14 protein-coding genes and 1 pseudogene are annotated in these 12,807 nt (G+C 58.0%); 8 read left to right on the forward strand and 7 right to left on the reverse strand.

Translation table 11 applies throughout. The annotated features are described in order from the left end of the window. Positions 1-22: 22 nt before the first annotated feature. Positions 23-1,192, reverse strand: coding sequence for an aspartate aminotransferase family protein (locus ACRESD_RS17785; RefSeq protein WP_431752114.1), 1,170 nt, complete (start codon positions 1,190-1,192; stop codon positions 23-25). Positions 1,193-1,295: 103 nt separating this feature from the next. On the opposite strand from ACRESD_RS17785, the gene ACRESD_RS17790 reads away from it, so the two are divergent. Next, on the forward strand, positions 1,296-2,201 hold the full coding sequence (locus tag ACRESD_RS17790; protein ID WP_431752115.1) for a LysR family transcriptional regulator: 906 nt from the start codon (positions 1,296-1,298) through the stop codon (positions 2,199-2,201). Here the strand turns inward: ACRESD_RS17790 and ACRESD_RS17795 are convergent. Next, complete coding sequence (locus ACRESD_RS17795; protein ID WP_431752116.1) at positions 2,198-2,821, reverse strand: HAD family hydrolase; 624 nt, start codon at positions 2,819-2,821, stop codon at positions 2,198-2,200. The two genes, ACRESD_RS17790 and ACRESD_RS17795, sit on opposite strands and share 4 nt — an antisense overlap. Positions 2,822-3,119: 298 nt before the next feature. Here ACRESD_RS17795 and ACRESD_RS17800 point away from each other — a divergent pair, with 298 nt between their 5' ends. After that, entirely contained in the window at positions 3,120-4,355 is a 1,236-nt protein-coding gene (locus ACRESD_RS17800) for an anthrax toxin-like adenylyl cyclase domain-containing protein (protein ID WP_431752117.1), read from the forward strand. 66 nt (positions 4,356-4,421) lie between these two features. On the opposite strand, the gene fabV is transcribed toward ACRESD_RS17800, so the two are convergent. Next, positions 4,422-5,615: an enoyl-ACP reductase FabV gene (gene fabV, locus ACRESD_RS17805; RefSeq protein WP_431752118.1), complete on the reverse strand. Its 1,194-nt coding sequence runs from the start codon at positions 5,613-5,615 to the stop codon at positions 4,422-4,424. A 274-nt stretch (positions 5,616-5,889) separates the two neighbouring features. Here fabV and ACRESD_RS17810 point away from each other — a divergent pair, with 274 nt between their 5' ends. Beyond that, the gene (locus tag ACRESD_RS17810; protein WP_431752119.1) at positions 5,890-6,714 is read left to right on the forward strand and encodes an aspartyl/asparaginyl beta-hydroxylase domain-containing protein; all 825 of its coding nucleotides are present in this window, start codon (positions 5,890-5,892) and stop codon (positions 6,712-6,714) included. Positions 6,715-6,865: 151 nt separating this feature from the next. Next, positions 6,866-8,239 (forward strand): nucleotide 5'-monophosphate nucleosidase PpnN, encoded by a 1,374-nt coding sequence (gene ppnN, locus ACRESD_RS17815; RefSeq protein ID WP_431752120.1) that lies wholly within the window; start codon positions 6,866-6,868, stop codon positions 8,237-8,239. 19 nt (positions 8,240-8,258) lie between these two features. On the opposite strand, the pseudogene ACRESD_RS17820 reads toward ppnN, so the two are convergent. Continuing rightward, positions 8,259-8,357, reverse strand: a pseudogene (locus ACRESD_RS17820) (RidA family protein); the annotation flags it as partial. A gap of 205 nt (positions 8,358-8,562) precedes the next feature. On the opposite strand from ACRESD_RS17820, the gene ACRESD_RS17825 reads away from it, so the two are divergent. The 3 genes from ACRESD_RS17825 (at position 8,563) to ACRESD_RS17835 (ending at position 9,656) form a co-directional block, all read left to right on the forward strand. Further along, on the forward strand, positions 8,563-8,820 hold the full coding sequence (locus ACRESD_RS17825) for an AbrB/MazE/SpoVT family DNA-binding domain-containing protein (RefSeq protein WP_431752121.1): 258 nt from the start codon (positions 8,563-8,565) through the stop codon (positions 8,818-8,820). Beyond that, positions 8,817-9,212, forward strand: a complete 396-nt coding sequence (locus tag ACRESD_RS17830; RefSeq protein ID WP_431752122.1) for a PIN domain-containing protein — start codon at positions 8,817-8,819, stop codon at positions 9,210-9,212. Before ACRESD_RS17825 ends, ACRESD_RS17830 begins: the two co-directional genes overlap by 4 nt. Before the next feature lie 99 nt (positions 9,213-9,311). Continuing rightward, positions 9,312-9,656, forward strand: a complete 345-nt coding sequence (locus ACRESD_RS17835) for a hypothetical protein (RefSeq protein WP_431752125.1) — start codon at positions 9,312-9,314, stop codon at positions 9,654-9,656. 7 nt (positions 9,657-9,663) lie between these two features. Here ACRESD_RS17835 and ACRESD_RS17840 read toward each other — a convergent pair whose 3' ends face one another. Then, the gene (locus tag ACRESD_RS17840; protein ID WP_053255072.1) at positions 9,664-9,993 is read right to left on the reverse strand and encodes a YXWGXW repeat-containing protein; all 330 of its coding nucleotides are present in this window, start codon (positions 9,991-9,993) and stop codon (positions 9,664-9,666) included. 129 nt (positions 9,994-10,122) lie between these two features. Continuing rightward, positions 10,123-11,019, reverse strand: a complete 897-nt coding sequence (locus ACRESD_RS17845) for a LysR family transcriptional regulator (RefSeq protein WP_431752123.1) — start codon at positions 11,017-11,019, stop codon at positions 10,123-10,125. Positions 11,020-11,085: 66 nt separating this feature from the next. On the opposite strand from ACRESD_RS17845, the gene ACRESD_RS17850 reads away from it, so the two are divergent. After that, a complete protein-coding gene (locus tag ACRESD_RS17850) occupies positions 11,086-11,784 on the forward strand; it encodes an NADPH-dependent F420 reductase (RefSeq protein ID WP_431752126.1) in 699 nt (232 codons plus the stop codon). 68 nt (positions 11,785-11,852) lie between these two features. Here the strand turns inward: ACRESD_RS17850 and ACRESD_RS17855 are convergent. Next, positions 11,853-12,807, reverse strand: a 955-nt coding sequence (locus tag ACRESD_RS17855) for a malate:quinone oxidoreductase (RefSeq protein WP_431752124.1), incomplete at its 5' end; no start/stop codon positions are given.

Here is a 12,807-nt window from a genome sequence, read left to right on the forward strand (position 1 = left end):
GCCCCCACATTCAGGCCATATTTCAATCCAGTAAACGGGTGATGGCGCGCACGATCATTTCGACCTCCTTGGCGTCCAGGGTCAACGGCGGCAGCAGGCGAATGATCTTGCCCCGCGTCACGTTGATCAACAGCCCCTGTTCCTGGGCAGCACGCTGGGCCAGGTCGCGATAAGGGCTGGCCAGTTCAATACCGACCATCAAGCCCTGCCCACGAATTGCCAGCACCTGTGGGTGTTCGCTCAACTCCACCCGCAACCGCGCCAGCAAGCGTTCGCCCTGTTGCGCCGCGTTCTGCAGCAAACCTTGCTCTTCAATGATATCCAGCACGGTGCAGCCCACGCGGCACGCCAACGGGTTACCGCCAAAGGTGCTGCCGTGGCTGCCTGGGGTGAACAACTGCGCCACGGCGGCACGCGCCAGGCAAGCGCCGATGGGGACACCGTTACCGAGGCCTTTGGCCAGGGTCATCACGTCCGGAACAATGCCCTCATGCTGGAACGCGAACCAACTGCCGGTACGGCCGATGCCTGTCTGGATTTCGTCGAGCATCATCAGCCAACCCTGGCGTGTGCAGTGATCACGCAGCGCTTTCAGATAACCGGGCGGTGCAAGCAGCACACCACTTTCGCCCTGGATCGGTTCCAGCAAGACGGCCGCGATGCGCGGGCCGAATTGTTGAGTGATCGCTTCCAGGGCCGCCATATCGCCGAAGCCCACTTTGAGAAAATCCCCCGGCAAGCGCTGGAAACCCAAGCGCACCGACGGTCCATCGCTGGCCGCCATCGTGCCCAGGGTGCGGCCATGAAAGGCGTTTTCCATCACCACCACCAGCGGCTCTTCGATACCCTTTTTCCAACCGTGCAACCGCGCCAATTTCAGTGCCGTCTCGTTGGCTTCGGCACCCGAGTTGTTGAAGAACGCGCGATCCAGGCCGGACAAGTGTGTCAGACGCCGAGCCAGCTGTTGCTGCCAGTCGATGCTGTAGAGGTTGGAGGTGTGCAGCAACAAGCCGGCCTGTTCACTGATGGCCGCCACCAGTTTGGGGTGGGAGTGCCCGACATTGGTGACCGCCACGCCGGCCACGGCATCCAGGTACTCGCGGCCTTGCTGGTCCCAGAGGCGCGTGCCCAGGCCACGGGTGAAGCTCAGGGCCAAGGGTTGATAAGTGGTCATCAGGCAGGCGGCGGTCATGGTGGCGGGCTCCAGTACATCGTTGTGATGGGTGCAGTATCGTTAGCCACCTGAGCTGGATAAACTGCGCATTCCTGCAATGACTTTAAACCAGGGCTTTATAATGGATCTGTTCCAGGCGATGTCGGTGTACGTGAAGGTCGTGGAGACCGGCAGCATGACCGCCGCCGCGCAAGAGTGCGGAATGTCAACCACCATGGTCGGCAACCATATGCGCGCGCTGGAACAACGGTTGGGGGTCAGCTTGCTCAAGCGCACCACCCGCAAACAAAGCCTTACGGAATTCGGCGGGCAGTACTACCAACGCTGTCTGGAGGTGCTGGGGCTGGTGGCCGACTCTGAGCTACTGGCGGAGCAGATCCACAGCGAAACTCCCAAAGGCAGCCTGCGTATCACCGCACCACCGGTGTTCGGTACCGAACGCCTCACCCCGGCTTTGTGCGAGTTTTCCCGGCGCTACCCGCAGATCAATCTGTATGTAGAGCTGAGCAATGAGCGGATGGACCTGGTTGATAGTGGCTTCGACGTGGCTATCCGCCTTGGCGAGTTGGAAACTTCAAGCCTGATCGCCAGGCCCATGCAGGCCTACACTCTGACCCTCTGCGCGTCACCCGCGTACTTGGCGCGACGTGGCATTCCGCAGACGCCCGACGACCTAAAGCAGCACGACTGTCTGGCGTTCGCCTACCCGGCGAACGATAACTGGCGTGACACCAGCAACCTGTGGCGCATGACCGGCGAGGAAGGTGAAGTAGAGGTTCCGGTGTCCGGGTCATTGATCATCAACAGCTCGCAGGGCTTGCGCCAGGCGGCCGTAAACGGCATGGGCATCATCATGTTGGCCGATGCCCTGGTGCAACCGGACCTGGACAGCGGCAAGCTGGTAGCCTTGTTAACCACCTACCAACTGCATTGCCGCCCCATGCACCTGCTCTACAGACAGGACCGCTACCGCCTGCCCAAACTGCGCGCCTTTGTAGATTTCGCCATGGAAAAATGGGCGCGCTAGAATCTCACGTCCATCTCACGCAGGCGCTGCGCGGTACGCTCGGCCGACACATGGTGAATGCCCTGCCAACCAAGAGCGACGGCCGCTTCGATATTGCCGGCAACATCGTCGATAAATACCACTTCACCGGGCTGGATATCAGGTAAATGGGCGCGCACCTGGGCGAGGCTCGCGTGATAAATCGCCGCATCCGGCTTGATCTGCTTCAACTCGCCCGACACCACGATATCGCGAAAACGCTGCAGGAACGGGTAGTTGGCACGCGCATAAGGGAAGGTCTCGGCAGACCAGTTGGTGAGCCCAAACAATGGCATGCCGGCTTCATGCAACGCTTCGAGAATCGCCACACCTTCGGGCAGCGGTCCGCGCAGCATTTCGTGCCAGCGATCGTAGTAGGCCTGGATCAAGGGTTCATGCTGAGGGTATTGGTCGATCAACCTGCGGGTGCCTTCCGCCAGGGTACGACCGGCGTCCTGCTCGGTGTTCCAGGCTTGGGTGCAGATGTTATCGAGAAACCATTGCCGTTCGTGGTCGTCGGCAATCAGCTTGCGGTACAGGTGTTGCGGGCTCCAGTCGAACAGGACACCGCCGAAATCAAAAACGACTGCACGAATCGTCATACACTCCTCCCATCAGCGTGGCATCAGAGATCACAGTCTTGCATACCTATTGCCCAAGGCAGTAAGAAAGCTAACGTAAGATCGCTCTGATAGTTTCAAGGTCCGCGTACAACACATTTCGTCGGTGCCACTCTATTCGGGCTTAGAACTCTATCACCTGAGTTTTCCGCACCTTTGGTCATACTTTTTCTCCCCCACAAAAAGACGCTTTCATTAAAGTCGCCTGTGTGACAGAAGGAACGCCCCCACTTGGAACGGACTCGCCAATGGTCTTGCAAACATGTTTGGGAGATGTTCAATGACACACTTACTGACGCCTACTATTTCTCCTTCCGCCCTCAGCTTGGAATGGTTAAAACACACCATCTCAAACCAGCCGAACAATACCGTTCAACCGACAAACGATCCCGCAAGAGCCTCATTTGAACGTATCAAAGAGTTGACAGGGATAGTCTCCAGCCACCTTATGCCTCTTCAACATATAGCTGCAACAACTAACACCATCATTGGCATACGTCCGGTAGAAAACGTCGCCACCGGGCTTATAGAGGCGGGCCACCCTACGAAGGACTTTCACATCAAAGGGAAAAGTGCCAATTGGGGGCCGCAAGCCGGCCTCATTTGTACAAACCAATCATTCAGCAAGCTTGAAAAGTTTGCGAAGGATGCACCTGGAAAAGTTACCCAAGCCAACGAGCAAGTCCAAGACTGCATCAATGAAGGACATGCCGTTGCCATCCCGTTGACGGTATCCCGACAGCGTCTCGGCGAATTGATAGACCTCGGCCTGCTCACTCAGCTGGCACCCAGCGAACGCCACGGCGCGCTGCGCTTCAGCGCGCTGGCGCCCACTCAGCAGCTGTATACGTTCGAAGCCAAGCGCACATCGTCCTCAGGTGAAAACTACCTCATTACCCATGATGGCAAGCCCGTTGAAGTATTGGCAAAAAGCCAAGATGGCAAACCCATTACGGCCGATTATGACTTGCACATCGTAGCGCCTCATTTAAGCGACTTCGGTTCTCAGGACAAAATTCCGGTACCCGATGTCGCCCATAGTGTTTTCAAGAGCCGGGTTGATCAATACAAGCAGCGTCATACGGACACACGCCCCTACCAAGTACCTGCCCTCTTACGTGCAGACTATGAAAGTGCTTCGAACTTCTATCAGAAAGAACATCCTGACCTTGGCAATGCGACACCACGAATCAAACACATGATAGAACTGATCAATAACAAATTAGTCGGTAACGGAGAAAGAGTAGTTCACCACAACGCAGACTCCGGCAGCCCAGCAACAGACGAGGCTGCCAACTATCCAGCGACATTTTTTTTACCGACCAAACTGGGTCAATTCGACAAAATCTGTATTATTCGTGACAACAAAGAGATGGCGAACTTTATAAAAACGGCTAAAAACAGCGGATATCATGTGCTGTTGAATCCACTGTGGGAAGGAGAAGTATCCAGTATCAAGAGATCCAGCTTCACCCATGCCCATTCGCGCCTGGCATCAGCCTTTCGCCATGGCTGAATACTCCGGGGGGAGGAACAAAGCAGCAGCCTCATAAACAGGGTTATCGAGGCTGCTGCCCATGCCTTATGCCGAGATCAGACCGTTGATCTTCACGGTCGGATTCACGTCGGCATCATAATCCACGCCGTCGATTTCAAAGCCGAACAAGCGCAGGAACTCAGCCTTGTAACCGGCAAAATCGCTGATCTCGTTGACATTGTCGTCGGTCACCTGGTTCCACAGTGCAGCCACGGCGTCCTGGACTTTCGGCTCCAACTCGGCCAGGTCGGCGCGCAGGCGGCCGTCCGCGTCCAGCTTGGGCTCTTTACCGTACAGGCTGTCCTTGAACAGGCCGTAGACCTGCTCGATGCAACCTTCGTGGGTGCCCTGCTCTTTCATCACCTTGAACAGCAATGACAGATACAGCGGCATGATCGGGATCGCCGAGCTGGCCTGGGTGACCACGGCCTTGAGTACCGATACACGGGCGTCGCCCTTCAGCGCAGCGAGGTTGTCGCGCAGGGTCAGGACTTTCTTGTCCAGGTCTTTCTTGGCTTCGCCGATGGAGCCGTTCCAGTAGATATCCTGGGTCAGCTTCTCGCCGAGGTAGGTGAACGCGGTGGTCTTGGCACCTTCGGCCAGCACGTCGGCGTCACGCAGTGCGTCGATCCACAGCTGCCAGTCTTCGCCGCCCATCACTTTGACGGTACCGTCGATTTCTTCCTGGGTGGCCGGTTCAAGGGTGGTGTCGACCACAACGCCTTTGTCTGTGTTGATACCGCGCAGGGTCACGGCCTTGCCGATCGGCTTGAGGGTGGAGTTGTGCACCACGCCTTGCGGGTCGGTACGGCGTGGCGCGGCCAGGCTATAGACCACCAGATCGATCTTGCCCAGGTCTTTCTTGATAGTTTCGATGGTCAGGCGCTTGATCTCGTCGGAGAACGCGTCGCCGTTGATGCTCTTGGCGTACAAGCCTTTTTCGACGGCAAACTTCTCGAACGCGGCGCTGTTGTACCAGCCGGCGGAGCTCAGCTTGCCTTCTTCGCCTTCTTTCTCAAAAAACACGCCCAGGGTATCGGCGCCGCAACCAAACGCAGCACTGATGCGCGCGGCCAGGCCGTAACCGGTGGAAGCGCCGAGGACCAGCACCTTTTTTGGGCCGCCTTCGATGGCGCCATGCTGGGTTACGTAATCGATCTGTTCCTTGACGTTCGCTTCACAGCCAACAGGGTGAGCGGTCACACAGATAAAGCCACGAACCCGCGGTTTGATGATCATAAAAATTCTGCCTCTTCCAAGGTGCCGAAGGCCAATAGTGGCCATTCAACTTCAATCGTACCGGTCTATGACGTCCGAAAAACCGAAGCGTCACGATAGACGCAAATCTTCTGTTCTCAAAATTCAATCCACAAAACACCCGGGCGGCCACGGCCCGCGTTAAAAATTGTGCCGGGGCTTCACAAAATCGCAATATTTAAACCGCCCGCCGCCGCCATAAAGCCCTATCATGACCAGATTGTTTCGCTTTGTTTCCGGTCCGGAGCCATGTTTCATGAGTAAAAGTGCTGTTCGCAAAAAGCTGGTATCAGTTGCCTGGGTGCTCGGCGTTCTGCTGTTTATCTACTGCTTCCCGCGCACCAGCCTGGTGTTTCTGCTGCTGGTGGTGTTCTGCGGCCTGTACGATTTCCTGCGCAACGGCCTGTACGACCGCGACACCATCAAGAAGTATTTCATCGGAAATGGTCGCAATACGTGGATATTGGCCCCGTTCAATACCCTGTTCGACCTGTTCAGCAGCCGCAACCGCCATGTCTACACCATGCGCGACCTGCCGCCCGCCTGGCGCGAAGACCTGCAACAGGTGATCGATGACGCCATGGCCAACAAAGATGAAATCATCAGTTACCTGGATGAGCGCATGGCCGAGAAAAAGCGCGGCATGCTGTTTTTCCAATGGTATGGCCGACCGATCGAAACCACGCTGGACATCCCGCAACTGCGCAAGAAACTGCCATTTGTGAAGACCATTGGCGTCTCGGTGTTCAACGAGAACCGTTCGACGTCCTTCCACTTCGGCCCCCTGCGCATGATGTTCCGTGTGCTCTACAACATGGCACCGGCACCGCACCACGAAGGCGTCTACATCCAGGTGGGCAAGCACAAGCACTACTGGCACGACGACCCACTGTTTATTTTCGATGACACCTTGATGCATGCGTCCTTCAACAAGAACGATGCAAAACGTTACTGCCTGTTCATCGATATCGTGCGGCCAACTCCGCTGCCGTTCGTGCTCAACGCTGTGATCTCGGGCTTTGCCGGCCTGGTCTTCACCCTGCGTCGGGTTTTCTACAAAAACTGGAAGCTGATTCAGTAAGTTCTGCGGCATGATGGTGCCGGACGGTGTTTGCGCCCTGCCTGTGAGGCGGCCAGAATAACTGTCTAGTGCGACCGAGTTCGGCGCTCATCATTCTCAAGTCATCGCCACTCCTCATGGGCGGCGATGGCTGTGCTTTCAAGGAATCAGAATGCCCCAACGTCAAGTCATCAATGCCTCCGTCAGCCCCAAGGGCAGTCTCGAAACCCTGTCTCAACGTGAAGTGCAACAACTGAGTGAAGCCGGTTCCGGCAGCATCTACACGCTGTTCCGCCAATGCGCCCTGGCAATCCTCAACACCGGCGCGCATATCGACAACGCCAAGACCATCCTCGACGCCTACAAAGACTTTGAAGTGCGTATCCACCAGCAAGACCGTGGCGTACGCCTGGAACTGCTGAATGCCCCCGCCGACGCGTTCGTCGATGGCGAAATGATCGCCAGTACCCGTGAGATGCTGTTCAGCGCCCTGCGTGACATCGTCTACACCGAGAACGAGCTGGATAGCCAGCGCATCGACCTGAGTAACTCCCAAGGCATCACCGACTACGTGTTCCACCTGCTGCGCAATGCCCGCACGTTGCGCGCCGGGGTCGAGCCCAAGATCGTCGTGTGCTGGGGCGGCCACTCCATCAACACCGAAGAATACAAATACACCAAGAAAGTCGGGCACGAGCTGGGCCTGCGCAGCCTTGACGTGTGCACCGGCTGCGGCCCCGGCGTGATGAAAGGCCCGATGAAAGGCGCGACTATTTCCCACGCCAAGCAACGCATCATCAATGGTCGTTACCTGGGCCTGACCGAACCCGGCATCATTGCCGCCGAAGCGCCAAACCCCATCGTCAACGAGCTGGTGATCCTGCCGGACATCGAAAAACGCCTGGAAGCCTTTGTGCGCGTCGGCCACGGCATCATCATCTTCCCGGGCGGCGCCGGTACGGCCGAAGAGTTCCTGTACCTGCTGGGCATCCTGATGCACCCGGACAACCGAGACTTGCCGTTCCCGGTCATCCTCACCGGGCCAAAACACGCCGCGCCGTACCTGGAACAATTGCACGCGTTCGTCGGCGCCACCCTGGGCGAAGCCGCGCAGAAGCACTACCAGATCATCATCGACGACCCGGCCGAAGTGGCACGGCAGATGACGGCCGGCCTCAAGGCGGTGAAGCAGTTCCGCCGCGAGCGCAACGATGCGTTCCACTTCAACTGGCTGCTGAAAATCGACGAAGGCTTCCAGCGCCCGTTCGACCCGACCCACGAAAACATGGCCAGCCTGCAACTGAGCCACACGCTGCCGCCCCATGAACTCGCTGCCAACCTGCGCCGCGCGTTTTCAGGCATCGTAGCCGGCAACGTCAAGGATAAGGGCATTCGCCTGATCGAACAGAACGGCCCCTACGAGATCCATGGCGACCCGGCCATCATGAAACCGCTGGATGAGTTGCTGAAGGCCTTCGTGGCCCAGCACCGCATGAAGTTGCCGGGTGGCGCGGCGTATGTACCGTGTTATCGAGTGGTGCAGTGAACTAGCGCAGTACCGCCACCTATTTGATTTCCACCAATAGGCCGGGGTGTGCCAGTTCGGACACCCCGATCGTGGTCCAGGCGCAATGCCCACGTGGAAACAAGCAGTTTTTCACCTCGTAGCCGGCGCGTTCGACAATGAGCCGCATGGTGGGAGGAATGTCAGTCATATGCTGTATCTCTTTGCAGACGTTTTGGAAGTGTCGACGGAACGAACCGAGCTATCGTTTCACTTGTTCCGATCAACTCACACCAGAAGAGCAGCCTATGGACCAACGGATCTTGTCCTCCATAATTCCTTACCCTAAGGTAAGGAACATCACGATGGAGATCTTCAATATGGCAACCGCCACACTGACTTCAAAAGGGCAAATCACCATTCCGGTCCAGGTCAGAACAGCCTTGGGCCTGGAAACGGGAGACCGCGTAGAGTTCGTCGAGATGGAAGACGGCAAGTTTTCCATCATTGCAGCCAGTAAAACCGTACACGATCTCAAGGGACTGATCCGCAAACCAGCCAAGGCTGTCTCAATCGAGGCAATGAACCACGCCATCGCTGCCCAAGGAGCAAAAGCCGGATGATCGGCCTGGATACCAACGTGTTGGTGCGCTATGTCACCCAGGATGATCCCGTCCAATCCCGCAAGGCATCTGAATTGATCGAATCACTCACTACGCTTTCACCGGGCTTTGTCAGCCTGGTATCAGTGGTGGAGTTGGTGTGGGTTTTACAAAGCTGCTATCAATGCGCCAAAGGTGAATTGGTGACTGTTTTGGAAACACTGTTGCGCACCCGCGAATTGACCATTGAGCAGGCCGAAATCGTCTGGCAGGCACTTCGAAAATTCACTGCAAGCAAAGCCGACTTTGCCGACTGCCTGATAGAGCGTTGCGGCCATTCGGCTGGGTGTGAATACACCGCCACTTTTGACCTGAATGCCGCCAAGGCTACGGGGATGAAACGGCTGAACTGAGCTATCGCGTTGCGGTGGTACTCAGGCTTTGGTAAAACCGCGTTCAAACCTGATCAAGAGAAACATCACGTGCGCAAGCTGCTTTTTACCCTCTTGAGCATGGCCCCCGCATTGGCCATTGCCGACGCCATCACCTGGCCCGACCTGCCAAAAACCTGCTTCGTCAGTGGGCGCTCCGCCACGAGTGTGGATGTCGACACCGGCTGTGCGGCGTTTCTGATCAATGTGAAAGGCAAGGCGGCGGGTACGCCGATCAAGCTGGATATTCCGCAATACGCCTTGCACATCGACGAAGCCACCGGCAAAGAAACGCCAGTGATCATCATCCAGGCCGAAGAGAACGGTGAGATCAAGGCCGTGGGCTATAGGGAGTTGAGCACCGACCAGCTCGGTGCTGCGTTGCTGCGGGAGGTTCGGCTTCTAGGCACCCAGAAGCCGATCTAGCCAGGGCTCAGCGAACCCAGCCACCGCCCTGCCAGTGGTACCCATCATTACGCTGCACCCAATGCGGATGCACATAGCGGTAGCCTTCGCGCACCGGCTCCCAATGGCCATGCACCGCCACGTATCGCCCGCCTTGCCAACGCCAGTAACCGCGCGACCACACATAGCCGTAACGTGCAGCCGGCTCGACTTCGATCACTTGAACCGGTGGCGGTTGCGGAGCGACGACTTCGACATACTCACGTTGCACCGGCCCGCGCTCATGCACCACACGCTCTTGCACACACCCAGACGCCGCGACGACCACTGCCGCCAATGCCGCATAACGTAGCAACATACAAAACCCTCGGGCGTAAACGCCCAACAAACACGCTGAAAATGCCCCCTTTCTTGCAGCCTCGCTCCTGCTTGGCTATGGGTTCTTTTTAACAGGTGATGTCTGTCGGTGGGCTGAACGGCGAGCACCTTAAGCCTGACCGAAACGCTGCAATACAGCCTCAACAAAGCGCCGCAGCTTGGCGGTGCGTTGCCGGTTTGCGATGTACACCAAATGCATTGAGCGACTCGGCGCGTCGTAGTCCGGCAGAACGCGCACCAGTTCCCCCCTGGCCAACGCCGCCCTCAAGAAGTCTTCAGGCCCGAGGACAATGCCAAAACCATCCAGGGCAGCCGACATCAAGGCCCGGCTTTCGTTGATCTGTAAGCGGCTGGAGACCGGCACCGCGTAAGTGGCCGCGCCTTGCTGGAACACCCATTCCCGATCAGCCGGGCGAGACCAGAAGGCGTAGCCCAGGCATTCGTGCAACTCAAGGTCTGCCAGCGTCAGCGGTGTACCGCGCGCCGCCAGATAAGCCGGCGCCGCGCAGGCTACCAGGCGATAAGGTGCCAAAGGTCTCGCCGTAAGGCTGGTAGTGGCCAGGGGGCCGATACGAAAGGCTACCTCATAGCCTTCCTCCACCAAGTCGACGAAGCGATCAGTCAGGTGCAGGTCGATTTCCACGTCCGGGTAATCGCGCAGGAATGCAGTGATCAGAGGCATCAGGCTATAGGAACCGAACGTCACCGGCGCGGTGATTCTCAACCTGCCGCGCGGCGTGTCATTCATAACCTGCGCGAGCGAGTCGGCGGCCTCGGCTTCTGTGAGGATATGCTTGCAGCGCTCGTAGTACACGCTCCCCAGCTCCGTCAGGCTTTGCCTGCGTGTGGTGCGGTTAAGCAGGCGCGCGCCCAGTCGCTGTTCAAGCGCGGCGACATGCTTGGCCACCATCTGCGGCGACATGCTCAAGCGCTCGGCCGCCCGCGCATAGGAGCCCAACTCGGCGGCCACGACGAAGGCATTCATGCTTGAAAGGCGATCCATCATTCCCTACTCCCAGTAACAACAGCGACACCAGAACGCCAATTTATCAGTGACTGGTTGCCAATCACCATAACCGCTCCCCCGTTTTACAGGAGCAAGGACATGAAGATTGGTGTGATAGGTGCGGGTTTCATCGGGCGTGCCGTGGCTGAATTGGCACTGGCGGCCGGTCACGAGGTGATGTTGAGCAACTCCCGTGGCCCGCAGACCATGAGCAGCGTGCTCAGCGGTATCTTGGGCGTGCTAGTGGGCAGCGCAGACGATGCCACACGATTTGGTGATGTGGTGTTGGTGGCGATCCCACTGGAGCACTACCGCTGCGTGCCGGCGCAGTGGCTGGAAGGCAAGGTAGTGATGGACGCCAACAACTACTATCCGGGTCGCGACGGGCATATTCCACAACTGGACAGCTTTGAAACCACCACCAGCCGACTGCTCGCCGAGCATCTGCCACACGCCCATGTGGTGAAGGTGTTTAACGCGATATTTGCACCCGACCTGACCCTAGACGCTCGCCCCCACGGCGCACCAGACCGCCGTGCCTTGCCGGTGGCAGCGGACAACGCGGCGGCGAAAACGCAAGTGATTCAACTGCTCGACGATTTGGGTTTCGACGCAGTCGATGCGGGTGGGCTGGATGAAAGCTGGAGGTTCGAACGGGCCAAGCCGGCGTACTGTATCCCGCTAGACCAAGCCGGCCTGAAGGCTGCATTGGCTGCAGCCGAGCGCACAGTTGAATTGCCCGCCGTCGAACGGACCCGCAGGTAAACACCCGTGCACAAAAAAGCCCGCTGACCGTCGCCGGTTCAGCGGGCTTCTTTACATCAGGACTCGGCTTACAGCGCCAGGTCAGATGCAGGCTTGCTCGGCTCGGCCGCAGGCTTGGCAGCCTCAGTAGCCTGTGGAGCAGCCGCTTGTGGAATCACAGGCGGGGTAGGCAGTTGCAGGATGTTGGCAGTGTAGGCCCATTCCTTGGCAACGGCTTCAGGGCTGTCGTTCAGCTTGGTGCCGTAGCTCGGTACGATCTGGTGCAGCTTGGCCTGCCACTCAGGGGTCGCCACCTTGTCCTTGAACACTTTCTGCAGCACGGTCAGCATGATCGGAGCCGCAGTGGATGCGCCTGGCGATGCACCCAACAGGCCTGCAATGGTGTTGTCGGCGGAGCTGACCACTTCGGTGCCGAGTTTCAGGACGCCGCCCTGCTCTTCGTCACGCTTGATGATCTGCACGCGCTGACCGGCTTGCCACAGGCGCCAGTCTTCTTTCTTGGCGTTCGGGAAGTACTCTTGCAGCGCCTTGAAGCGGTCGTCATCCGACAGCATCAGTTGGCCGGCAAGGTACTCGACCAGTGGGTATTCACGAATACCGACTTTGGTCATTGGCCAGATGTTGTGGGTGGTGGTGCTGGTCAGCAGGTCCAGGTACGAGCCTTCTTTCAGGAACTTGGTCGAGAAAGTCGCGAATGGGCCAAACAGGATCACGCGCTTGCCATCCAGCACGCGGGTGTCCAAGTGCGGAACCGACATCGGTGGCGCGCCAACCGACGCTTTACCGTAGGCCTTGGCCAGGTGCTGCTCGGCCACGGTTGGGTTATCGGTCACGAGGAACGAACCGCCCACTGGGAAGCCCGCGTATTCCTGAGCTTCAGGAATGCCCGACTTTTGCAGCAAGTGCAGTGCACCGCCACCGGCGCCGATGAACACGAACTTGGCGTCGGTTTCGGTCTTGGTGCCGTCTTTCAGATTTTTGTAGCTGACACGCCACGAACCGTCGGCGTTCTTGGTGATGTCC

Source organism: Pseudomonas sp., assembly GCF_050739995.1.
GTDB lineage: Bacteria > Pseudomonadota > Gammaproteobacteria > Pseudomonadales > Pseudomonadaceae > Aquipseudomonas.

Coding starts and splice junctions, on each gene's coding strand:
- ACRESD_RS17785 (WP_431752114.1), bottom strand. CDS start 1,192: ATGACCGCCGCCTGCCTGATGACCACTTATCAACCCTTGGCCCTGAGC.
- ACRESD_RS17790 (WP_431752115.1), top strand. CDS start 1,296: ATGGATCTGTTCCAGGCGATGTCGGTGTACGTGAAGGTCGTGGAGACC.
- ACRESD_RS17795 (WP_431752116.1), bottom strand. CDS start 2,821: ATGACGATTCGTGCAGTCGTTTTTGATTTCGGCGGTGTCCTGTTCGAC.
- ACRESD_RS17800 (WP_431752117.1), top strand. CDS start 3,120: ATGACACACTTACTGACGCCTACTATTTCTCCTTCCGCCCTCAGCTTG.
- fabV (WP_431752118.1), bottom strand. CDS start 5,615: ATGATCATCAAACCGCGGGTTCGTGGCTTTATCTGTGTGACCGCTCAC.
- ACRESD_RS17810 (WP_431752119.1), top strand. CDS start 5,890: ATGAGTAAAAGTGCTGTTCGCAAAAAGCTGGTATCAGTTGCCTGGGTG.
- ppnN (WP_431752120.1), top strand. CDS start 6,866: ATGCCCCAACGTCAAGTCATCAATGCCTCCGTCAGCCCCAAGGGCAGT.
- ACRESD_RS17825 (WP_431752121.1), top strand. CDS start 8,563: ATGGAGATCTTCAATATGGCAACCGCCACACTGACTTCAAAAGGGCAA.
- ACRESD_RS17830 (WP_431752122.1), top strand. CDS start 8,817: ATGATCGGCCTGGATACCAACGTGTTGGTGCGCTATGTCACCCAGGAT.
- ACRESD_RS17835 (WP_431752125.1), top strand. CDS start 9,312: ATGGCCCCCGCATTGGCCATTGCCGACGCCATCACCTGGCCCGACCTG.
- ACRESD_RS17840 (WP_053255072.1), bottom strand. CDS start 9,993: ATGTTGCTACGTTATGCGGCATTGGCGGCAGTGGTCGTCGCGGCGTCT.
- ACRESD_RS17845 (WP_431752123.1), bottom strand. CDS start 11,019: ATGATGGATCGCCTTTCAAGCATGAATGCCTTCGTCGTGGCCGCCGAG.